The organism is Thiogranum sp. (genome assembly GCF_058323355.1).
On record NZ_JBTTIO010000017.1, the window covers coordinates 16,005 to 36,268 of the forward strand.

The following is a 20,264-nucleotide window of genomic DNA, read 5'->3' on the forward strand; positions in this document are numbered from 1 at the left end:
CTAGGTTTCGGATCGTGAGGTGGCCGAGCGGGTATTGATGCCGGCCAGCCGGTAAAGCGGGCAGCGGGCGGTCAGTCCGGCAAACAGGTTGATCAGGCCGAATACACCCAGTGCGCCAGCCAGATAGGCATCCCCGATCAGTGTGGTGTCGATGAATCCTGTGTACATCAGCAACAGGCCGGCAACTATACGAATTACCTGGTCTATTCTGGAAAGGTTCTTTTGTATCATTAGGTTACCCCGTCTGTGTCCGCTGGCTCCAGTGTCAGGCGCCTTGTGTTTTCGTGATTCTCGGGCGGGGTCTTGGCTCAGGAATACCTATCCTATCGGGATCTTTACGATCATCTTTAATGGAGCCAGGTACACCTACACAAAGCAATGTTGTTGCGGCATAAAGTTTGCTTCACATGGTTCACGGCATGTTGGCGGCGAAATTTTGACATCCGCGATTGTGATCTGGTGAACCTGCTGGCGCCTCCATCCGAACCATCATTCAGCTATTGGAAGACAGACAAGGAGACCTCGTAATGAGAGTTGGAACAATAAAACACGTGCTGATACGCACCCTGCTGACCATTGTGGTGGGGATAACACCCTGCCTCGGCCAGGCCGAGTTGGTGATTATCGGTAACAAGAGCATATCAGCAGACAGTGTGACAGCCGATGAGGTGCGCAAGATCTGGCTGGGCAAGCTCCGTCGACTGTCGGGCAGCGGAAAGCTCAGTGTGGTGGATCACCCTGAGGCCAGTGATGCTTATGTTGCGTTTTACAGCAAGGTGGTGAAAAAGAAACCCGCACAGATCAAGGCCTACTGGGCCAAGCGTTCGTTCACAGGCAAGGGGTTCCCCCCGGAGCAGCTTGGCAGTGACGCGGCTGTTGTGGAATGGGTCGCCAGCCACGCGAACGGGCTGGGCTATGTGGACAGCGCATCAGTGACTGATGCCGTCAAAATTCTGTTGCGCGTGAATTAAGGAGGGATACACATCATGTCACGGATAAAAAATACAGTTTTCATTTCGGCTTTGCTGCTGGGCTCGCCGGCTATGCCGGTACAGGCAGTCAACTTCGGTCTGTTTGGTGATGTCACACTAAATGACAGTAATGCGAAGGATGACAATTCCAATTTTGCACTGGGTGGACTCGATTTCTATGCCACGCACACGATTTCAGAAACCACGCGTGGATTCGTTGAATTCGTATTCGAAAATACGGATTCGGGCATCGTCACGGATCTCGAACGGTTGTGGATTGCCCATACCTTTGACGACAGGTTCACGCTGTCCGCGGGGCGTTTCCATACGCCACTTGGACGCTGGAACCGCACTTATCATCATGGCGCGTTGCTTCAGGACACCATTTCACGTCCGTTTTTCCTGGAATTCGAGGATGGCGCTACCGGTATCTTGCCTGTCCATGTCGTGGGACTGATGGCAACCGGCGACTTCGTCGGTGCAGGTGGAGAGTTCAGCTATGAACTCTCGATCGCCAACGGACCGTCTATCGACACTTCCGGCTCGGGTTTTGGCGCCACCCCGGCAAACAAGCCTGAAATCGACATCAACGACATCAGCGATCCCAACAGTGATAAATCTGCAGTGCTGCGAGTGGTGTATGGCCCTGACAGTTTACCATTGAAAACCGGTGTGTTTGCCATGCACAATGTTGTAGCGGAATCAGCCGATACCGGCGGTGTTGCGGCAAAAGGCGATGACCTGGTCACACAGATGATTTACGGTATCGATGTCTACTATGAGGGAGAGAATTTCGACCTGCTGGCCGAATTCTATCGTTTCGAGAATGACAACGAGGTAGGACTTTCCGGTAATAACAGCGCCAATGCATATTACATCCAGCTTGGCTACCAGCTGAATGAAACGCTGAAGGCTGTGGTGCGCTACGAGGATCTCGGTTTCGATGCCGACGACACCTATTTCCGACTGCTGGGTTCGCAGGAAGCAACCCGTGGCGTTTTTGCGCTGCGCTACGACGTTGACGATACCAACTCACTCAAATTCGAGGCAGTCAAGGAAGACCCGGACAGTGGCGATGATGTGACGTCTTACAGTCTGCAATGGGCATTTCTTATCCCGTAAGCCTGGGCCACCGTCTCGTGGCCGGTTTCACTCCGGTACACGGGGCAGTGTGTTCCAGCGGGATGGATTGCCGCAGTGCGGAACGATCAGTTAAAGAACTTCCACCATTTTGCCGATCCTGTAAGGCAGGTCGTTCTTTCATTTCAATCATATCGGGTGATTCAGTATGTGGTTTCTGCAGAATTTGAAAATCAGACATAAAATACTCAGCATCGCGCTTATCGGTGTCTTCGGCTTCGCTGTACATCTGGTGATGAATTACCAGGAGGCCACAGCGAATACCGAGCGCCTGAATGCGGTCCAGAATATCTACTACCCTGTACTGGAGCGCACAAGTTTCAATATTGCCCAGACGGACCGCCTGAAGGAAACCTGGAACTCTGCCGTGACGACAGGGGATGAGGACCTGGTAGAACAGGCACAGGAAATCGCCAGCGGTATCGAATCGACCTACCGGGAAATCGCAGCCATCGATCACACGGCAAAGCCAGCCGTTGACCAGCTTCTACGGTTGTTCTCCACCTATTTTGAAAGTGCCAGGGGGCTTACCCTGGGCATGATAGGAGGGACTGTCTCCAGTGATGAAATGAGAGCACTTTCCGGGCAGTTGTCGAGGCACAGGGAAACCTATGAGTCCGCACTGAATGCCTTTCACCAGGATATGAACAGGCAGTTCAATACCGTACTGCAAAATGCTGACGAGACCAGTCGCAGAAATGTTCTGTGGGGCGTGGTGATCGGTGTTGTCGTCATGGTTATCCTCGTGGTTTCGGCACTTGTTATCAGCCGCGATGTCAGTGCCGGTGTCAACAAGATCATGCACGGTATGGGGCGCTTGTCCGAGGGAGACCTTACGACCGAGATCGAACATTCCAGTAATGACGAGATTGGTCAGCTTGTCGACTACCACAACGAAACAGCGACGAAATTAAGAGGTCTGATTGACGGCATTATCAATGGCGTAATCCAGCTTATTGCTGTATCCGACCAACTGCGGGCAGCCATGAAACAAACGTCTGACAGCGTTAACCAGCAGCAACAGGAAACCGATCAGCTGGCCGCGGCTATTACCCAGATGGCGGCCACTGTCGGCGAGGTGGCTCGCAACACCAGCGATGCGGCGCATGCCACCCAGGAGGCGGGCGACCAGGCCAGCGAGGGCCTGAAAGTGGTGACGGCCACCGGCCAGTCGATTGATAAACTGGCCAGTGATGTAGAGTCTGCCGCTTCTACCATGCAGTCCCTGCAAACTGACAGCGAAAATATCGGCACGGTGCTGGACGTGATCAAGGCGATCGCAGAACAGACCAATCTGCTGGCGCTGAATGCGGCCATTGAAGCTGCCCGTGCCGGAGAACAGGGCCGTGGTTTCGCCGTAGTGGCCGACGAAGTTCGCAGCCTGGCCAGTCGCACCCAGGAGTCGACTCTGGAGATCCAGGCGACCATCGAAAAACTGCAGGTGCGGGCACAGGATGCCGCCGTTGTGATGGAAAAAGGACGCGAGCAGGCTCAGGAATCTGTTGAGCACGCCAGCATGGCCGGTGAACTTCTGAACAATATCAACCAGTCCGTAAACGCCAGCTCCGATCTGAATATCCAGATTGCCACAGCCGCCGAACAACAGGCTGCCGTGGCCGAGGAAATCAATCGGAATATTGTCAGCATTAATACTCTTGCGGAAGAAACCGCTGGCTATGCACGGGAATCTTCCGCCAATGCGGTCGAAATGGAAACGCTTGCCGAGAACCTTACCGAACTGGTGGCCTGTTTCAAGGTGAATTAATGGTTGAGCCTGTCCAGCAGTCTGCCGGCCATTTCCACCATCTTTTTGCGCCCGAAAATCAACCCGATCCGGGTACCGCCACACTGACGCCATAACACGGCGGCGCGCATGGCAGCGAGCAGCAGGGCGCGTACCCGGTTGGCGACACCGGTGTCAGAAAGGTGTTCCGGCTGGCCATTGACCATGATGCGTGGCTGCAGCTCGCTCACTGTTTTGGTATAGAGGTCTGCAAGACTGGCGACCAGGTTGTCGTGCACCACGTCGAAGTGCCCGGCCTGCACCTGCGCACGTTCAATACCGGTAGCCAGGCGGTCGAGCAGGTCGGGGCGTTTGCTGAGTTTGCGCTCGAGGTGCAGTAGCGTGACAAGGTAACGGCTGAGTTCGGCATCCGGTTTGCGCTGTGCACCGACAAGCTGTGTTTTCAACAGCAGCAGGCCCGGGCGCAGCTTGTCCACTCCGCCATAAACGGCTTCTACCGAGTCAGCGTCGACCACCAGAATACTGCCAAGGCTGGCCTGCATGGACGCCAGGTCGCAGGGCTTGCCGTAAGCGGTTTGCTGCACCAGTTGCAATGCCTGCAGGATGCCGGCAAAGGCCAGTGTCCGGTCTTCGATACTGTGCTCACTCATTGCTGGATGGTCCCGCCGCCAAGGCAAATGTCACCCTGATAAAATACAACAGCCTGACCGGGGGTAACTGCACGTTGGGGTACATCAAATCTCACTTCACAGTGATGCTCGCCGAGTACCAGGATGTCACAGGCCTGGTCCGGCTGTCGGTAGCGTATGCGGGCATGGCAGCGCAGCGGGATTTCCGGTTGTGTGCCCGCGATCCAGTGCATGTCGCCGGCGCTCAGTGATGACCGGAACAGGGCGGGATGTTGCCTGCCCTGTGCAACGATAAGCCGGTTGCTGCCGATATCCTTGCCGCAGACGTACCAGGGTTCGCCGCTGTGGTGCTGCATGCCGCCTATCCCGAGTCCCTGGCGTTGCCCGATGGTATGAAACATCAATCCATCATGGCGGCCGATGATATGCCCTTCGGTATCGACAATGTCTCCCGGTTGAGCCGGGATGAAACGTTGCAGAAAGGTTTTGAACTTGCGCTCACCGATAAAACAGATGCCGGTGCTGTCTTTCTTTGCGAAGTTCGGGAAACCTTCGCGTTTTGCCAGCGCACGGACTTCCGGCTTGTGCAGTTCGCCCAGCGGGAACAGGGTGTAGTTGAGTGCATGCTGACCGAGCCGGTACAGGAAGTAACTCTGGTCCTTGTCCGGGTCAAGGCCCTTCAGCAGTTGACGGCTGTTTTTTTCACCGCTGACACGCGCGTAATGGCCGGTTGCAATCCAGTCTGCACCGAGATCCAGGGCGTAGTCGAGAAAGGCGCGGAACTTGATTTCCTGGTTACAGAGAATGTCAGGGTTGGGTGTGCGGCCGGCGCGGTATTCGGCAAGAAAATATTCAAACACTCTGTCCCAGTATTCACTGGAAAAACTGATCGTACGCAGTTCAATGCCGAGTTGTTCGGCAACGGCCCGGGCATCGGCCAGATCCTGCTCGGCCGGGCAATGGTCTTCCTCGTCGTCCTCATCCCAGTTTTTCATGAACAGGGCTTCGACCTCATAGCCCTGTTGCAGAAGCCGGTGCGCGGCAACGGCAGAATCCACGCCGCCGGACAGACCGACGATAACTTTTTCCTTTTTCATGACAGGGTGTCAGGTGACATCAACAAGCAGGTCGAGTGGGTAGCGTTTACCGGCGAGGTAATCTTGCAGTGAACGCAGTACCAGCGGGCTGCGCAGTTGCGCTTTATGCGCATGAATCTCATCGAGTGTCATCCAGTGCGCGGCAATAATGTCCTCGTCCAGCGGACGTCCGTGTTCGGGGCCGGTACATTCGCCACAGAAGGTTGCCCGCAGGTAGGTGTCGTTGTTGTTGCTGTTGCGCCAGCGATAGAGGCCGACCAGTGCCTGTGGTTTGAAAAACCAGGCCGTCTCTTCGAGACATTCACGCACGGCGGCATCGATCAGGCTCTCCCGGTCTTCGAGGTGTCCGGCAGGCTGATTGAAGCGTGTCTTGCCATGCACCTTTTCCTCAACCATAAGAAATTGTCCGTTTTTTTCGCAGATAATGGCAACAGTGGCGCGTGGTTTCCAGATCATGATGTTTGTAATATGCCCGAATAAGATTATGATTTAAAAGTATAAACAATCAGTTATCCGTTGTAATTGTGTTACCGCGCGAAAATAATTGATCGGCAGATGCGTCATAGACTTGACATTACCTGCCGGCAACATAAAGTAACACCCATGACCGACGCTGATTTGCGCGGGTTCGCCTCCGGTTCCTCAGGAACGTCAGCAGGTTTACGAACCCGGGGAGCCGGCAAAGAGGCGAAGGCCATAATAATAATGCAGGAATTGCCCCGCGCAAATTCCCGCAGTAACCTAAATCTATAAAGATCTATCACGACAAAACGTGAGGAGGAGTCATCATGCTAAAAGTCGTAAAACAGTTGTTCCTGTCCGGCGCCCTGGTTGCGCTTACGTTCGGCAATGCCTTTGCCGAAGAAGTTCTCAAACCGTTTGTACTGGGTTACAAGACCAGTGGTGATATCCAGGCCATCGCCGACGAAGTCAAGGGCAAGGTTGAAGCGGCCGGTTTTGAAATTGCCGGTTCCTACTCGCCTTACGATGGCGCCATTGTTATGGCTATCACCAATGACGACCTGAAAAAAGCGGCAGCCAGCACCGAGTTTGGTGGGTATGTTGCCGGTCAGCGCGTTACCGTGACCAGGGTCGGTGACGAAGTCCAGGTCAGCTACACCAACCCGATGTACCTCGCCAACACCTACCGTCTGGAAGATACCGCGGGACCGGCCAATGCACTGAAGAGTCTTGAAGCTGCTCTGGGTAAGGAAACCGAATATGGCACGGGCGAGAAGCAGCTGTCGGCTGCCGACCTGCGCAAGTACCACTACATGTTCGGTATGGAATACTTCGACGATCCCAGCGAGCTGGCTGAATACGACAGCTACGAGGAAGCCGTTGCTGCGGTCGAGGAAGGTCTGGCACAGGGTCGTGGCGGCGCCACCAAGGTATATCGCATCGATATCCCGGGCCGTAACGAAACCGTGTTCGGTGTCGCGCTGAACGACAGCGGTTGCAGTGGTGACGAGTACATCATGAGCCGTGTTGACAGGGATGCCATCCGTTCCACCGGTCACCTGCCTTACGAGATCCTGGTTTCCGACGGTGATGTCTATGCGCTGTATGCCCGTTTCCGCATTGCGATCAGCTGGCCTCACCTGCCGATGATCAAGAGCGACACCGGCGCGACCTTCTTCAACATCATGTGCGCCCCTAACGCCATTGAAGAAGCGCTGATTGATGCCGCGGGTGGCGACATCTAGAAACGACAGTTAAAGCGTCGTATTTGAGCCCCCGCAGCCGCTGGCTGCGGGGGTTTTTTATTTGTGCGGCTACAGGCCTCTGGTACAATCGCGCGATCTTTTCAGCCTAATCAGGAATCCACATGGGATATCAAAACATTAGCCTGCCCGAACAGGGCGAGAAAATTACTGTCAACGCCGATCATTCGCTGAATGTGCCTGATCAGCCCATCGTGCCGTTTATCGAAGGCGACGGCATTGGTGTGGATATCACCCCGGTGATGCGTGATGTCGTGGATGCGGCTGTTGAGAAGGCGTTTGGCGGAAAACGCAGCATCAGCTGGATGGAGATCTATGCCGGGGAAAAAGCCAATGCGGTTTATGGCGAAAATACCTGGTTGCCGGCAGAGACAATGGAAGCGATTCGGGAATTTGTGGTTGCCATCAAGGGGCCTCTCACCACGCCGGTCGGCGGAGGCATACGCTCGCTCAATGTTGCGCTGCGCCAGGATCTCGATCTGTATGTCTGCCTGCGCCCGGTACGCTATTACGACGGAACCCCCAGTCCACTCAAGGAACCGGAAAAAACCGACATGGTGATTTTCCGTGAGAACTCCGAGGATATCTATGCGGGTATCGAGTGGGAATCCGGTTCGGATGAAGTCAAAAAGGTCATCGACTTCCTGCAAAACGAAATGGGCGTCAGCAAGATCCGGTTCCCGGAAACCTCCGGTATCGGTGTCAAACCGGTTTCAGAAGAGGGCACGAAGCGTCTGGTTCGCCGTGCACTTCAATATACCGTTGACCAGGATCGTGACTCGCTCACCCTGGTGCACAAGGGCAACATCATGAAGTTCACCGAGGGTGCCTTCAAGAACTGGGGTTATGAGCTGGCGAAACAAGAGTTCGGTGCAAGGGAAATCGACGGTGGGCCCTGGTGCAGTTTCAAAAACCCGCTCACAGGCCGCGAAATTATCGTCAAGGATGTGATCGCCGATGCATTCCTGCAGCAGATCCTGTTACGCCCGGCCGAATACAGTGTGATTGCCACCCTGAACCTGAATGGTGACTATATTTCCGATGCACTGGCCGCGCAGGTTGGTGGTATCGGTATGGCGCCCGGTGCCAACCTTTCGGATACGGTTGCGCTGTTTGAAGCCACGCATGGCACTGCGCCCAAGTACGCGGGCAAGGACCAGGTCAACCCGGCCTCGCTGATTCTGTCAGCCGAGATGATGTTGCGGCACCTGGGCTGGAATGAAGCCGCTGACCTGATCGTCAAGGGGCTGTCAGGGGCGATTGCCGCGAAGACGGTGACCTATGATCTCGATCGTCTGATGGAAGGCGCAACAAAACTCAGTTGCTCTGGTTTCGGTAAGGCCATTATCAACGATATGTAGCGCGCGCAGTCACCTGCCGGACTTCAACCCGGCAGGTGGCTGTGTTGCAGTTTTTCAGTGTTGCCTGCTTACTGAGCGGGAGCACCGGCTGCCAGCATGATCTTGCTGGCCTGCAAACCTTTCGGGCCGTCGGCTACGTCGAACTCAACGCGCTGCCCTTCTTTGAGACTCTTGTAGCCTTCCATTTCAATTGACGAGAAGTGGGCAAAAATATCCTCGCCCCCTTCGTCCGGTGAGATGAAACCGTAACCCTTTGCGTTACTGAACCACTTAACAATACCTGTTGCCATGGTCGTGTATCCTCACTTCAGTTCTGATGGTGGATGCCCACCTTTCTTATTGCTTACGCGCCGCTCCATTCCCCCCCGGGCCTGAATGCGACTCCTCCTTATCCCGCACGGGGATCAGGATATTGTTAGTCTCCTGACCAAATTAGTCAAGTACTTGCAATACCCCGTGTTTTTATTGAAATCCCCGCAACAGGCATGCGCTTTGCTAATATAAATATCAGGTGTATTGTTTCAAAAAAGCGTTGATATTCTGACGCCGGGAATGGTCTAATCAGTCAAGCTTGCGAGATATGGGAAAGGACACACGACATTCCGGGGACCAGGGGCTTTCAGTACTGGAGGCCAGACCCAAACTCAGGCAACCGCCCATGTACAAGGTCGTGTTGCACAACGACGATTACACGCCGATGGAGTTTGTTGTGTTGCTGCTGGAACAGTTATTCGGCATGTCGAGGGAGAAAGCGACACAGGTAATGCTGCATGTACACACCCGGGGAAAGGGCGTATGTGGAGTGTTTACACGGGAAGTTGCGGAGACAAAAGTGGCGCAGGCCAATGAGTATGCGCGTGAAAATGATCATCCGTTACTTTGTGCCATGGAGGAGGCCTAGAAGCGCAGTGCAGTAGTCGAGGTAGTCAAGATGTTAAGCAAAGAACTGGAGTTTACACTCAACCTGGCATTCAAGGATGCGCGCGAAAAGCGCCATGAGTTCATGACAGTCGAGCACTTGCTGCTCGCCTTGCTGGATAATCCTGCCGCCGCCGAAGTACTTCGCTCAAGTGGCGCCGATCTCGATGTGCTGAAGAAAGAACTGACAACCTTCCTCGAGGAAACCACCCCCTTACTACCGCCCAATGACAATCGCGAGACCCAGCCGACCCTGGGCTTTCAGCGCGTATTGCAGCGGGCCGTATTCCACGTCCAGTCATCCGGCAAAAAAGAAGTCACCGGCGCCAACGTGCTGGTGGCGATTTTCAGCGAGCAGGAATCGCAGGCCGCCTATTTCCTCAACAAGCAGGATGTCACGCGTCTGGATGTGGTGAACTATATTTCCCACGGCATTTCCAAGGTCTCCGGCGATTCGCAGGGAGAGGAAGAAACCTCTGCCGGGAATGAAGCTTCCGGTACGGCCGAAGCACCGCAGAAGAAGCCGCTGGAAAACTTTGCCACCAACCTCAATGAAATGGCCATGAAGGGCAGGATCGACCCGCTTATCGGTCGCCGTAACGAGGTGGAACGGACTATCCAGATCCTTTGCCGCCGCCGCAAGAACAATCCGCTGTACGTCGGTGAGGCCGGTGTCGGCAAGACAGCACTGGCTGAAGGCCTGGCCAAGCTCATTGTTGATGGTGATGTGCCCGATGTGCTGCTCAATGCAACCATCTATTCGCTGGATCTCGGTGCACTGGTTGCCGGTACCAAGTACCGGGGTGATTTTGAAAAGCGCCTGAAAAGTGTGCTGAGCCAGTTACGCAAGGAAGAAGGTTCGATTCTCTTTATTGACGAGATCCATACCATTATCGGGGCTGGTGCAGCCTCGGGTGGCGTGATGGATGCATCCAATCTGATCAAGCCCATGCTGGCTTCCGGCGAACTCAAGTGTATCGGCTCGACCACCTACCAGGAATATCGCGGCATTTTTGAAAAAGACCGCGCACTGGCGCGGCGTTTCCAGAAAATCGATGTGCCGGAGCCGACCATTGACGAGGCCGTCAGCATCCTCAAGGGGCTGAAGTCGCGCTTTGAAGAACACCACGAGGTCAAGTACTCACTGAAAGCGTTGCGTACAGCGGTTGAGTTGTCGTCACGCTATATCAATGACCGCTTCCTGCCGGACAAGGCGATTGATGTGATCGATGAGGCAGGCGCCAGTCAGCGCCTGTTGCCGCCATCACGGCGCAAGAAGACGATTGGTGTCAATGACATCGAGGCGATCGTGTCAAAGATTGCGCGCATCCCGCCGAAAACCGTGTCCGCTTCGGACAAGGACTCCCTGCGTACGCTGGAGCGTGATCTTAAAATGGTGGTCTACGGTCAGGATGAAGCGATTGAAACCATGGCCGGCGCCATCAAGATGTCGCGTTCCGGCCTGGGCAATGAAGACAAGCCCATCGGTTCCTTCCTGTTCGCCGGGCCGACCGGTGTGGGCAAGACCGAAGTCACCCGCCAGTTGGCCATGATCATGGGCATTGAACTGATTCGCTTTGACATGTCCGAGTACATGGAACGCCATACGGTATCGCGTCTTATCGGTGCGCCGCCGGGTTATGTCGGCTTTGATCAGGGTGGGTTGCTGACGGAAGCCATCAACAAGCACCCGCACGCCGTGGTGTTGCTCGACGAGGTCGAGAAGGCCCACCCCGACGTGTTCAACCTGCTGCTACAGGTCATGGACCATGGCACACTCACCGACAACAATGGCCGCAAGGCGGACTTCCGCAATGTGGTGCTTGTGATGACGACCAATGCCGGTGCATCGGAAATGAGTCGCCCGTCGATTGGTTTCACCCACCAGGATCATTCCACCGATGGCATGGAAGCCATCAAGAAACTGTTCAGCCCGGAATTCCGCAACCGGCTCGATGCCATTATCCAGTTCCGTGCACTCGACCCGGCCGTGATTACCCGTGTCGTGGACAAGTTCATCTATGAACTGGAAGCGCAGTTGCAGGACAAGGGTGTGACGATCGAGTTCGAGGATTCAGCACGCGAGTGGCTGGCCGAACACGGTTTCGATCCGAAAATGGGCGCGCGCCCCATGGCGCGTATTATCCAGGAGCATGTCAAGAAGCCACTGGCGGAAGAACTGCTGTTCGGCCGCCTGGCAAACGGTGGTCAGCTGGTGATCCGCGCCGAAGGCGGCGAGCTGATTCACGACATCAAGGAAGAAGAAGAGGCGCTGTAGCCGGCAGGCGCACCGGCAGGTGTGTGGTGCGGTTCAACGTGCCCGGTAGGTGATGCGGCCCTTGGTCAGATCATAGGGCGTCAGCTGAACTGTCACCTTGTCACCGGTCAGAATGCGGATGTAATGCTTGCGCATTTTCCCCGAGATATGTGCGGTCACGACGTGTCCGTTTTCGAGTTCTACCCGAAACATGGTGTTTGGCAGGGTCTCGATGACCGTGCCTTCCATTTCAATGTGATCTTCTTTTGCCACCGTTCCTCACTTGTGCGCTGTCCGAATCAGCCGCGAAGTATAACCGAATTCCGGCCTGCGGGGGGTATTTATCCCATTGGAGATAGCGGGGGAGGCGGGTCGGCCGTTTCCGGGGCCTGCGAGTAATCCCTGTCCGGGTCGAAATCCTGCCAGCATCCGTGCCGGAACACCTGCAGGGGCCGGAAGCGGTTTTTGTACGCCATCTTCTGACAGCCCGGTACCCAGAAACCCAGATATAGCCAGTCCAGCCCCAGCTGCCGGGCGGTTTCGATTTGCGTCAGGATAGCCAGGGTACCGGGGCTGCGCGCTGCGAAGTCGGGGTCAAAGAAGGTGTAGACCGAGGAAAGCGCGTCCGGCAGGCAGTCGGTAACCGCAATGCCTGTCAGCGTGTCACCGGCACGAAATTCAAGGAACAGGGTGTCACTCCAGTCGCTGGTCAAAAAGCCCAGATATTCCTCGGGCGATGGATTTTCCATTCCACCGCCACGATGCCGATGTGACAGGTAGCGGCAATAGAGCTCGAAATGTTCCTGTCGGAAACGGGTATCCAGAGGCGAGCAGGTGATATCCCGGTTCCGCCGCCAGACCCGTTGCTGGTTTCGGCTGCGGCGAAAATCCCTGACCACGACCCGTGCCGGGATACACTGGTTGCAGGCCGGGCAGGATGGTGTGTAGAGACCACTGCCGCTGCGGCGAAAACCCAGTGGCGCGAGTTTGTGGTAAATGTCGGTCGACAGTGTGGCATCCGGGTCGGCAAACACCGAGATCGCGTCACGCTTCTCGAGGTAACTGCACGGCTGCGGTGCCGCGGCATAAAAACGCAGCGTCTGTTGCGTATTGCCCGGTCGGTTGTCGCGATTCATGGATGCGTGTTCACAGGTCTCTGGCCAGTCTGCCAGGCTTCGGCTGCCGGATCGAGTTTGCACAGCAGGTCGAGTTGTTGCAGGAATTGCTCACGGGGAATGCTGCGGGCGCCGAGGCTGGCCAGGTGGGGCGTATAGACCTGGCAGTCGATCAGCCCGTATTGCCAGTCCAGCAACTGGCGGGCAAGCTGCACAAATGCAACTTTCGAGGCATCGCGTACCCGGCTGAACATGGACTCGCCGAAAAACACCCGGCCGATCGCTATGCCGTACAGTCCTCCGGCCAGTTCACCGTCCTGCCAGCATTCAAAGGAATGCGCGTGGCCGAGACGATGCAGCCTGATGTAGGCCTGCATCATTGCATCCGTAATCCAGGTGCCTGCCTCGTTGTCGCGCGGTGCTGCACAGGCCCTGATAACGGCTTCAAAACTGCGGTCGTAGCTTGTTTCAAAGCGCCCCTGACGCAACACCTTGCGCAGGCTGCGGGATATTTTCGGCTGCCCGGGGTCGAGTACGGTTCGCGGGTTCGGCGACCACCACAGAATCGGCTGTCCAGCGCTGTACCAGGGAAAGATCCCGCGCTGGTATGCGTTCAGAATCCGCTCTGGCGAAAGGTCGCCACCCACTGCCAGCAGTCCATCCGGCTCGGTCAACGCAAGGCTGACATCAGGAAAATCGATATCGGCATCGTCCGGCGAGATCCAGAAAGGCCCAGGCTGGTTCATGCCGGAACAGACGCCTTGAACGGTGAGCGCTGGCCCAGTTCTTCGATGTATTCGTGCATGCCCCGGGTTTCGTGGTCGAGGAAATGCGCGATCAGTTCCCGGAATGACTCGTTGGCAATCCAGTGCGCAGACCAGGTCGGCGTGGGTAAAAAACCGCGACTGATCTTGTGTTCCCCCTGCGCGCCCGGCTGAAAGACGTTTAATCCATGTTTGATGCAGTAATCGATACCCTGGTAGTAACAGGCTTCAAAGTGCAGGCTGTGGTAGTCCTCGTAACAGCCCCAGTGCCGGCCATAGAGCGTGTTATCTCCCCGCAGGCAGATGGCGCCTGCTACCATCCGCTGGTGCTTTTCCGCGATGAAAAACACCAGCTGTTCGCCCATGGTCTGTGCAACCTCGTGGAAAAAATCCAGCGTCAGTGTCGGGTGCCCCCACTTCTTTTCGAAGGTGCTGCGATAGAATTCATGCATGGTGTGTAGTTGCAGTTCAGTGGCTTCGTTACCGTGCACGGTAATGAGTTCGATGTTCTGCTCCTGAACATAACGCCGCTCCCGGCGCACCTTCTTGCGCTTGCGCGCGTTGAAACCGGACAGGTAGTCTTCGAAGTCACGGTAGCCGCGGTTCTCCCAGTGAAACTGGCAACCCAGCCGCAGCAGAAATCCCTGTTTGCGCAGCTGCCCGGTATCCGTGTCATCCGTAAACAACCAGTGTAATGATGACAGCGCTTCACTTTGCGACCAGCTGCGTGCCAGTTCGATCAGTTGTGTGGAAACTGTCTCGCGGCAGGCTTGCGGGTGTACCAGGATACGCGGCCCCGGTGTCGGCGTGTAGGGAATGGCGACCACGGATTTAGGGTAGTAGGGCAGTCCTGCGCGCTGGTAGGCCTCGGCCCAGGACCAGTCGAATACAAATTCACCGTATGAATTGTCCTTGAGGTACATGGGTACCGCGCCCACCAGTTCACCGTTGTCATCGAATGCGACAAGGTGGCGGGGCAGCCAGCCATGTTGCTCCCCGACACAGGCGTTGCGCTCAAGGGCTGCCAGGAACTCATGGCGGAGAAAGGGGTTTCCGGTGCCGGACACGGCATTCCACTGCGCAGCAGCTATTGCATCGATGCCGTTGAGGATTTTCAGTTTCATACCCGCATTGTAACCGTGTGCGGGTGAAGCAGGTATGTGTTAAGTCACTCTGTCGGGGTCAGGTTTTTGTTTGTGCCAGCGCATCCAGATAGCGTTCGGCATCCAGTGCCGCCATGCAACCGGAACCGGCCGAGGTAACTGCCTGACGGTAAATGTGATCGGCCACGTCACCCGCGGCAAACACGCCTTCGATACTGCACGCGGTGGCATCGCCTTCCAGCCCGCTTTTCACTGCCAGGTAGCCGCCCTGGTGCATGTCCAGCTGACCGGCGAACAGATCGGTGTTGGGTTTGTGGCCGATGGCGATAAAAACACCATCCAGCGTAATGTCTTTGCGGCTGTCATCTTTTACGTTTTTGATGCGCATACCCGTTACGCCGCTGTCGTCACCCAGCACTTCATCCAGAACGTGGTTCCATTCTATGCTGACCTTGCCTTCTTTTTCGCGTTCGAACAGACGATCCTGCAGGATTTTCTCGGCGCGCAGCGCATCACGACGGTGGACCAGTGTGACGTGCGAGGCAATGTTGGACAGGTACAGGGCCTCTTCAACAGCCGTGTTACCACCGCCGATGACAGCCACCGGTTTTTCACGGTAGAAGAACCCGTCACAGGTCGCGCAGGCGGAAACACCGCGCCCCTTGAAGGCCTCTTCCGAGGGCAGGCCAAGATATTGCGCCGAGGCGCCGGTACAGATGATCAGGGCATCACAGGTATAGGTTCCCGCATCGCCTTTCAGTACCATGGGCTTCTGTTTCAGGTCGACGTCGTTGATGTGGTCGAAAACGATATCGGTATTGAAACGTGCCGCGTGTTCGCGCATGTTTTCCATCAGCGCGGGACCCTGCAGGCCATCTTCTCCACCCGGCCAGTTTTCCACGTCCGTCGTGGTCATGAGCTGCCCGCCCTGTTCCAGTCCGGTCACCAGCACCGGGTCAAGGTTGGCGCGCGCGGCGTAGATGGCGGCGGTATAGCCGGCCGGGCCGGAGCCGAGTATCAGAAGACGGCTGTGTCTGGTTTCGCTCATGTATAATCACTCCGAACTACGACGGGGGTTCAGTCCTGTGCTGCCAGCCAGCGCATTGCCGGGCAACCTGGTCAGCCGCGTATGGTACGGAATGCCCCGGACAGGGTAAAGGAGAAGCAATGCATATCGGGGTTCCCCGTGAAATCAAGCCGTTGGAAGGCCGGGTAGGGCTGGTGCCGGATGCGTGTTCCGAACTGGTCGCCGCCGGGCATGCCGTATTTGTCGAACGCGGCGCCGGAAGCCTGTCCGGTTATCCCGATGCGCAGTACCGTAGCGCCGGCGCAACCCTGCGTGACACGGCACAGCAGCTTTATGCTGAAGCCGAACTGGTTATCAAGGTCAAGGAACCGGTTGAAGGCGATCTCCGCTATCTTCGCCGTGAGCATATACTGTTCAGTTATCTTCACCTGGCCGCCGCACCGGAATTACTGCAGCAGCTGCAGGAGATCGGGTTGACCGCCATTGCTTTCGAGACGGTGCAGGAGGAATCCGGGTTTCTCCCGCTGCTGGCACCCATGAGCGATATCGCCGGACGCTTGTCGATCCAGCTGGGTACCGGTCTGCTGCATATGCCACAGGGGGGCAGGGGACTGCTGCTCGGCGGTGCGCCGGGTGCAGAGCGTGGCAGGGTGGTGGTTATTGGCGCTGGAACAGCGGGTACCGCTGCGGTCTGCGTTGCGGCAGCGCTGGGCGCGCAGGTCACAGTGTTCGACCGCAAACGTGAACGTCTTGAGGCCATGCGCGAAGTCGGAAACAATGTTACCGCCCTGTACGCCTGGCCGGATGGCATCGAGGCGGCCGTACGGGAAGCTGACCTGGTGGTGGGTGCCGTGTTGATCCCGGGTGCGCGTGCCCCGCATGTCGTGACCGCTGAACAGGTCTCGCGCATGGCGGCCGGCAGTGTCATCGTGGATATTTCCGTGGACCAGGGGGGGTGCATTGAAACCACCCGTCCCACCGACTACACCAGCCCGACCTACCGGGTGGATGATGTGGTGCACCTGGCCGTTACCAACCTGCCCGGCGGCGTGCCGCGAACGGCCTCACAGGCGCTTTCCGCCGCCCTGTCGCCATTCCTGTTACCCTTGGCGGGTGGCAGGCTGGACGAGCATGCGGCGCTGCGGCGGGGCATTAATGTCAGGGCTGGCAAGGTCTGTCATCCCGCCTTGCTATCTTCTCTCGAAGAGAAGTAAAATCATCCTATCTTTTAATGTCTTAAATACAATACTTAGCGAAACTTCTTACCTTGGCTCAAGCGCGTCGTAAAAAGGCTGAAACGCCGAAAATCAATCCACAGGTCAGCAAGGGTCTGCGCGAGGGCATGCTGTTCATCCTTTCTGCGCTGGCTGTGTACCTGTTCCTGTCACTGGTGACCTACAACCCGCAAGACCCCGGCTGGTCGCACCGCGGTCCCAGCGATACGGTACAAAATTTCGGTGGCGTTGTCGGCGCCTGGTTTGCGGACATTTTTCTCTACCTGTTCGGGGTGATGGCCTACCTGTTTCCCCTCATGGTGGGTTTCAGTGGCTGGCTGGTCTACAAGGGCCGTACGCCGAGCGGGGGCATCGATGTCCATGTGCTGAGCATCCGCTGGGCCGGGTTCCTGCTGACCGTGGCATCGGGCTGTGGCCTGGCAACGCTGCATTTCTATGTTGAACCTGGCAGTTTGCCGCTGGATGCCGGTGGCGTGTTCGGCAACCTGGTGGGACAGAATCTTGCATCACTGTTCAGTTTCCTTGGCGCCACACTGTTCCTGCTGGCGCTGTTCCTGACCGGAGTGACCCTGTTTACCGGCCTGTCGTGGCTGGGCCTGATGGACTGGACCGGCAAGCTGACGCTGCTGTGCATTGCCTGGCTGGGGGAACGCATTTCCGGCCTGCGTGAGCAGCTCGAGGCACGGCGTGCACGCAAAAAACGTGAAGCGCCCACGGAAACCAGACGCAAGAAACAGAAGATTGTGAAGCGCAAGGCGCCGCGTATCGAGCCTGTTATCAAAAAAGTCGAACCTGGCGAGCGGGTAGAGCGCGAACGGCAGGTCAAACTGTTCGATGCGCCACCGAATACCGAACTGCCCCCCCTGTCGTTACTGGACGATGCGCGGGAACATGTCGATGGCTATTCAGAAGCTGCGCTGGAAGCCCTGTCACGGCTGGTGGAAATGAAACTTGCCGACTTTGGTATCGAGGTGGAGGTGGTGGCCGTGCAGCCGGGCCCGGTCATCACCCGCTTCGAACTGTTGCCGGGTTCAGGTGTCAAGGTCAGCCAGATCAGTAACCTGGCCAAGGATATCGCCCGTGGCCTGTCGGCCATCAGTGTGCGCGTGGTCGATGTCATTCCGGGCAAGTCGGTTATCGGCCTGGAGATCCCCAACGAAAGCCGCGAGATCGTGGCACTGAGCGAAATCCTCTGTTCCAGCGATTATGACGAGGCCGGTTCACCGTTGACGCTTGCGCTCGGCAAGGACATTGGCGGGCGTCCTATCGTGGCTGACCTGGCACGCATGCCGCACCTGCTGGTAGCGGGCACCACCGGTTCGGGCAAATCCGTCGCCATCAATGCAATGGTGCTGAGCCTGCTGTACAAGGCATTGCCGAAAGACGTGCGCATTATCATGATCGACCCGAAGATGCTGGAACTGTCCGTCTATGAAGGTATCCCGCACCTGCTGACACCGGTCGTCACCGATATGAAGGAAGCCGCCAATGCACTGCGCTGGTGTGTCGGTGAAATGGAACGCCGCTACAAATTGATGTCGGCACTGGGTGTGCGCAACATCGGTGGCTATAACAAGAAAGTGAAGGAGGCCATCGACAGGGGTGAGCCGATCCCGGACCCGTTGTTCAACCCGGAAGATGTGCTGGAAGAAAATCCGCAGCCACCCATGCTCGAACCGCTGCCATTCATCGTGATTATCATCGACGAACTGGCCGATATGATGATGGTGGTCGGCAAGAAGGTGGAAGAGCTGATTGCCCGGCTGGCACAGAAAGCGCGCGCTGCCGGTGTACACCTGGTTCTCGCTACCCAACGCCCCTCGGTGGATGTGATTACCGGCCTGATCAAGGCCAACATCCCCACGCGTATCGCCTTCCAGGTATCCTCCAAGATCGATTCCCGCACCATTCTCGACCAGCCCGGTGCGGAACAGTTGCTCGGGCACGGCGACATGCTCTACCTGCCACCCGGCACGGCGATTCCCACCCGCGTGCACGGCGCCTTTGTGGACGATGCGGAAGTGCACCGCGTGGTTGCGCACCTCAAGGGGATTGGTAAACCGGACTATATTGAAGACATTCTGCAAACCACCACGGACTTCCTGCCCGGCAGTGGCGGCCAGGCCGCCGGTGGAGATGATGCCGAGAGCGACCCGTTATTCGATGAGGCGGTACGCATCGTCACCGAGACACGCCGGGCGTCTATCTCCGGCGTGCAGCGGCGCCTGAAAATCGGTTACAACCGCGCGGCACGCATGATCGAACAAATGGAAAGTATCGGTATCGTCGGGCCGCAACAAACGAACGGCAACCGTGAAGTGCTTGCACCACCACCGCCCGAGGCGTAAGGAACATGCAGATTTTTACGCAGTCTACGAACGCTATGCAAGACAACAGGGCGAAAATATGATTCTGATTCACCCGTCATCCCGGCGCATTAATCCGTCATCCCGGCGCAGGCCGGGATCCAGGGTTTTCAATGCACTGGCCCCCGGCCTGCGCCGGGATGACAGCAAGGGGATTTGTCCTCACTTCCCCGGGTTTCTGTGCCTGCTCTTCATGTTGATGCCAGGGTTACCGCTTGCCGCCAGCGCCGACCCGGTCAGCGCTTACTTTTCTGCGTTGAAAACCTTCGAGGCAAAATTCACCCAACGGGTGGTCGATGCCAACGGGGATGTGCTGCAGGATGCCAGTGGCGAAGTATGGATCAGCAAACCGGGGCGTTTCCGCTGGAACTACACCCGGCCCTACCGGCAGATCATTGTCGCCGACGGCGAACGGCTGTGGAACTATGACGCCGATCTCGAACAGGCCAGCGTCAGCCCCATCGACGACACCCTCACCAGCACACCGGCCATGCTGTTAAGCGGCCTGCGCCCCCTGAGCGAAGTGATGAATACCACACCGATCGGTACCTCGGATGGCGTAGACTGGTTCCGCCTGCAACCGAAAGGACCGGATGCCGCTGTCGAGGCAGTCACAATCGGGCTTCGCAAGGGTCAGCTGGAAGTTATTGAGGTTGTCGACGGTTTTGCTAACCGGACGCATATCCGTTTTTCCGACATCACATTGAACCGGCCGCTTGACCCGGCATTGTTCAGCCTGCAACTGCCGCCCGGCACGGATGTGATCGGCGACCTCCCGTGAGTGAAGCACTGGCCGCATTCAGGCCGCTGGCA

20 protein-coding genes are annotated in these 20,264 nt (G+C 56.9%); 10 read left to right on the forward strand and 10 right to left on the reverse strand.

Annotated elements, in window-relative coordinates:
• On the reverse strand, nt 1-231 hold the full coding sequence (locus tag ACW81B_RS03030; protein ID WP_491578732.1) for a YgaP family membrane protein: 231 nt from the start codon (nt 229-231) through the stop codon (nt 1-3).
• A gap of 296 nt (nt 232-527) precedes the next feature.
• Between ACW81B_RS03030 and ACW81B_RS03035 the strand changes: the two genes are divergently transcribed.
• The 3 genes from ACW81B_RS03035 to ACW81B_RS03045 all read left to right on the forward strand — a co-directional run bounded on the left by ACW81B_RS03035 (nt 528) and on the right by ACW81B_RS03045 (nt 3,876).
• Nucleotides 528-971 carry a hypothetical protein gene (locus ACW81B_RS03035; RefSeq protein ID WP_491578733.1) on the forward strand — a complete coding sequence of 148 codons (444 nt, stop codon included), beginning with the start codon at nt 528-530 and terminating at the stop codon, nt 969-971.
• Between the two features lie 15 nt (nt 972-986).
• A complete protein-coding gene (locus ACW81B_RS03040) occupies nt 987-2,093 on the forward strand; it encodes a hypothetical protein (protein WP_491578734.1) in 1,107 nt (368 codons plus the stop codon).
• Between the two features lie 184 nt (nt 2,094-2,277).
• On the forward strand, nt 2,278-3,876 hold the full coding sequence (locus tag ACW81B_RS03045; RefSeq protein WP_491578735.1) for a methyl-accepting chemotaxis protein: 1,599 nt from the start codon (nt 2,278-2,280) through the stop codon (nt 3,874-3,876).
• Here ACW81B_RS03045 and hflD read toward each other — a convergent pair.
• Genes hflD through ACW81B_RS03060 form a run of 3 tightly spaced genes read right to left on the reverse strand, consistent with a single transcriptional unit; the run spans nt 3,873 to nt 6,037 of the window.
• Nucleotides 3,873-4,505 carry a high frequency lysogenization protein HflD gene (hflD, locus tag ACW81B_RS03050; protein ID WP_491578736.1) on the reverse strand — a complete coding sequence of 211 codons (633 nt, stop codon included), beginning with the start codon at nt 4,503-4,505 and terminating at the stop codon, nt 3,873-3,875. The two genes, ACW81B_RS03045 and hflD, sit on opposite strands and share 4 nt — an antisense overlap.
• Nucleotides 4,502-5,581 (reverse strand): tRNA 2-thiouridine(34) synthase MnmA, encoded by a 1,080-nt coding sequence (mnmA, locus tag ACW81B_RS03055; protein WP_491578737.1) that lies wholly within the window; start codon nt 5,579-5,581, stop codon nt 4,502-4,504. The genes hflD and mnmA overlap by 4 nt, the downstream gene beginning before the upstream one ends.
• Nucleotides 5,582-5,590: 9 nt before the next feature.
• Entirely contained in the window at nt 5,591-6,037 is a 447-nt protein-coding gene (locus ACW81B_RS03060) for an NUDIX hydrolase (protein ID WP_491578738.1), read from the reverse strand.
• A 332-nt stretch (nt 6,038-6,369) separates the two neighbouring features.
• Here ACW81B_RS03060 and ACW81B_RS03065 point away from each other — a divergent pair, with 332 nt between their 5' ends.
• On the forward strand, nt 6,370-7,287 hold the full coding sequence (locus ACW81B_RS03065; RefSeq protein WP_491578739.1) for a hypothetical protein: 918 nt from the start codon (nt 6,370-6,372) through the stop codon (nt 7,285-7,287).
• A 122-nt stretch (nt 7,288-7,409) separates the two neighbouring features.
• Nucleotides 7,410-8,666: an NADP-dependent isocitrate dehydrogenase gene (gene icd / locus ACW81B_RS03070; protein WP_491578740.1), complete on the forward strand. Its 1,257-nt coding sequence runs from the start codon at nt 7,410-7,412 to the stop codon at nt 8,664-8,666.
• A gap of 68 nt (nt 8,667-8,734) precedes the next feature.
• Here icd and ACW81B_RS03075 read toward each other — a convergent pair whose 3' ends face one another.
• The gene (locus ACW81B_RS03075) at nt 8,735-8,956 is read right to left on the reverse strand and encodes a cold-shock protein (RefSeq protein ID WP_491578741.1); all 222 of its coding nucleotides are present in this window, start codon (nt 8,954-8,956) and stop codon (nt 8,735-8,737) included.
• A gap of 290 nt (nt 8,957-9,246) precedes the next feature.
• Between ACW81B_RS03075 and clpS the strand changes: the two genes are divergently transcribed.
• Entirely contained in the window at nt 9,247-9,567 is a 321-nt protein-coding gene (gene clpS / locus ACW81B_RS03080) for an ATP-dependent Clp protease adapter ClpS (RefSeq protein ID WP_491578742.1), read from the forward strand.
• A gap of 30 nt (nt 9,568-9,597) precedes the next feature.
• Entirely contained in the window at nt 9,598-11,862 is a 2,265-nt protein-coding gene (gene clpA / locus ACW81B_RS03085; protein ID WP_491578743.1) for an ATP-dependent Clp protease ATP-binding subunit ClpA, read from the forward strand.
• 33 nt (nt 11,863-11,895) lie between these two features.
• Here the strand turns inward: clpA and infA are convergent, their stop codons facing one another.
• From infA to trxB, 5 genes are all read right to left on the reverse strand, one after another.
• Nucleotides 11,896-12,114 (reverse strand): translation initiation factor IF-1, encoded by a 219-nt coding sequence (infA, locus tag ACW81B_RS03090; RefSeq protein ID WP_491578744.1) that lies wholly within the window; start codon nt 12,112-12,114, stop codon nt 11,896-11,898.
• A 68-nt stretch (nt 12,115-12,182) separates the two neighbouring features.
• Entirely contained in the window at nt 12,183-12,977 is a 795-nt protein-coding gene (locus ACW81B_RS03095) for an arginyltransferase (protein WP_491578745.1), read from the reverse strand.
• Nucleotides 12,974-13,702, reverse strand: coding sequence for a leucyl/phenylalanyl-tRNA--protein transferase (gene aat / locus ACW81B_RS03100; RefSeq protein WP_491578746.1), 729 nt, complete (start codon nt 13,700-13,702; stop codon nt 12,974-12,976). The genes ACW81B_RS03095 and aat overlap by 4 nt, the downstream gene beginning before the upstream one ends.
• Complete coding sequence (locus ACW81B_RS03105; protein ID WP_491578747.1) at nt 13,699-14,844, reverse strand: GNAT family N-acetyltransferase; 1,146 nt, start codon at nt 14,842-14,844, stop codon at nt 13,699-13,701. Before ACW81B_RS03105 ends, aat begins: the two co-directional genes overlap by 4 nt.
• A 58-nt stretch (nt 14,845-14,902) precedes the next feature.
• On the reverse strand, nt 14,903-15,871 hold the full coding sequence (gene trxB / locus ACW81B_RS03110; RefSeq protein ID WP_491578748.1) for a thioredoxin-disulfide reductase: 969 nt from the start codon (nt 15,869-15,871) through the stop codon (nt 14,903-14,905).
• 119 nt (nt 15,872-15,990) lie between these two features.
• Between trxB and ald the strand changes: the two genes are divergently transcribed.
• The 3 genes from ald to lolA are packed head-to-tail and all read left to right on the forward strand — an operon-like array spanning nt 15,991 to nt 20,232.
• Nucleotides 15,991-17,064, forward strand: coding sequence for an alanine dehydrogenase (ald, locus tag ACW81B_RS03115; protein WP_491578749.1), 1,074 nt, complete (start codon nt 15,991-15,993; stop codon nt 17,062-17,064).
• Between the two features lie 53 nt (nt 17,065-17,117).
• Nucleotides 17,118-19,433, forward strand: coding sequence for a DNA translocase FtsK (locus ACW81B_RS03120; RefSeq protein ID WP_491578750.1), 2,316 nt, complete (start codon nt 17,118-17,120; stop codon nt 19,431-19,433).
• Nucleotides 19,434-19,491: 58 nt separating this feature from the next.
• Nucleotides 19,492-20,232 (forward strand): outer membrane lipoprotein periplasmic chaperone LolA, encoded by a 741-nt coding sequence (gene lolA / locus ACW81B_RS03125; protein WP_491578751.1) that lies wholly within the window; start codon nt 19,492-19,494, stop codon nt 20,230-20,232.
• Nucleotides 20,233-20,264 lie beyond the last annotated feature (32 nt).

What these genes read in the sequence shown, in the direction of transcription:
- ACW81B_RS03030 (WP_491578732.1), bottom strand. Translation starts at nt 231, where the DNA reads ATGATACAAAAGAACCTTTCCAGAATAGACCAGGTAATTCGTATAGTT.
- ACW81B_RS03035 (WP_491578733.1), top strand. Translation starts at nt 528, where the DNA reads ATGAGAGTTGGAACAATAAAACACGTGCTGATACGCACCCTGCTGACC.
- ACW81B_RS03040 (WP_491578734.1), top strand. Translation starts at nt 987, where the DNA reads ATGTCACGGATAAAAAATACAGTTTTCATTTCGGCTTTGCTGCTGGGC.
- hflD (WP_491578736.1), bottom strand. Translation starts at nt 4,505, where the DNA reads ATGAGTGAGCACAGTATCGAAGACCGGACACTGGCCTTTGCCGGCATC.
- mnmA (WP_491578737.1), bottom strand. Translation starts at nt 5,581, where the DNA reads ATGAAAAAGGAAAAAGTTATCGTCGGTCTGTCCGGCGGCGTGGATTCT.
- ACW81B_RS03060 (WP_491578738.1), bottom strand. Translation starts at nt 6,037, where the DNA reads ATGATCTGGAAACCACGCGCCACTGTTGCCATTATCTGCGAAAAAAAC.
- ACW81B_RS03065 (WP_491578739.1), top strand. Translation starts at nt 6,370, where the DNA reads ATGCTAAAAGTCGTAAAACAGTTGTTCCTGTCCGGCGCCCTGGTTGCG.
- icd (WP_491578740.1), top strand. Translation starts at nt 7,410, where the DNA reads ATGGGATATCAAAACATTAGCCTGCCCGAACAGGGCGAGAAAATTACT.
- ACW81B_RS03075 (WP_491578741.1), bottom strand. Translation starts at nt 8,956, where the DNA reads ATGGCAACAGGTATTGTTAAGTGGTTCAGTAACGCAAAGGGTTACGGT.
- clpS (WP_491578742.1), top strand. Translation starts at nt 9,247, where the DNA reads ATGGGAAAGGACACACGACATTCCGGGGACCAGGGGCTTTCAGTACTG.
- clpA (WP_491578743.1), top strand. Translation starts at nt 9,598, where the DNA reads ATGTTAAGCAAAGAACTGGAGTTTACACTCAACCTGGCATTCAAGGAT.
- ACW81B_RS03095 (WP_491578745.1), bottom strand. Translation starts at nt 12,977, where the DNA reads ATGAATCGCGACAACCGACCGGGCAATACGCAACAGACGCTGCGTTTT.
- aat (WP_491578746.1), bottom strand. Translation starts at nt 13,702, where the DNA reads ATGAACCAGCCTGGGCCTTTCTGGATCTCGCCGGACGATGCCGATATC.
- ACW81B_RS03105 (WP_491578747.1), bottom strand. Translation starts at nt 14,844, where the DNA reads ATGAAACTGAAAATCCTCAACGGCATCGATGCAATAGCTGCTGCGCAG.
- trxB (WP_491578748.1), bottom strand. Translation starts at nt 15,871, where the DNA reads ATGAGCGAAACCAGACACAGCCGTCTTCTGATACTCGGCTCCGGCCCG.
- ald (WP_491578749.1), top strand. Translation starts at nt 15,991, where the DNA reads ATGCATATCGGGGTTCCCCGTGAAATCAAGCCGTTGGAAGGCCGGGTA.
- lolA (WP_491578751.1), top strand. Translation starts at nt 19,492, where the DNA reads ATGATTCTGATTCACCCGTCATCCCGGCGCATTAATCCGTCATCCCGG.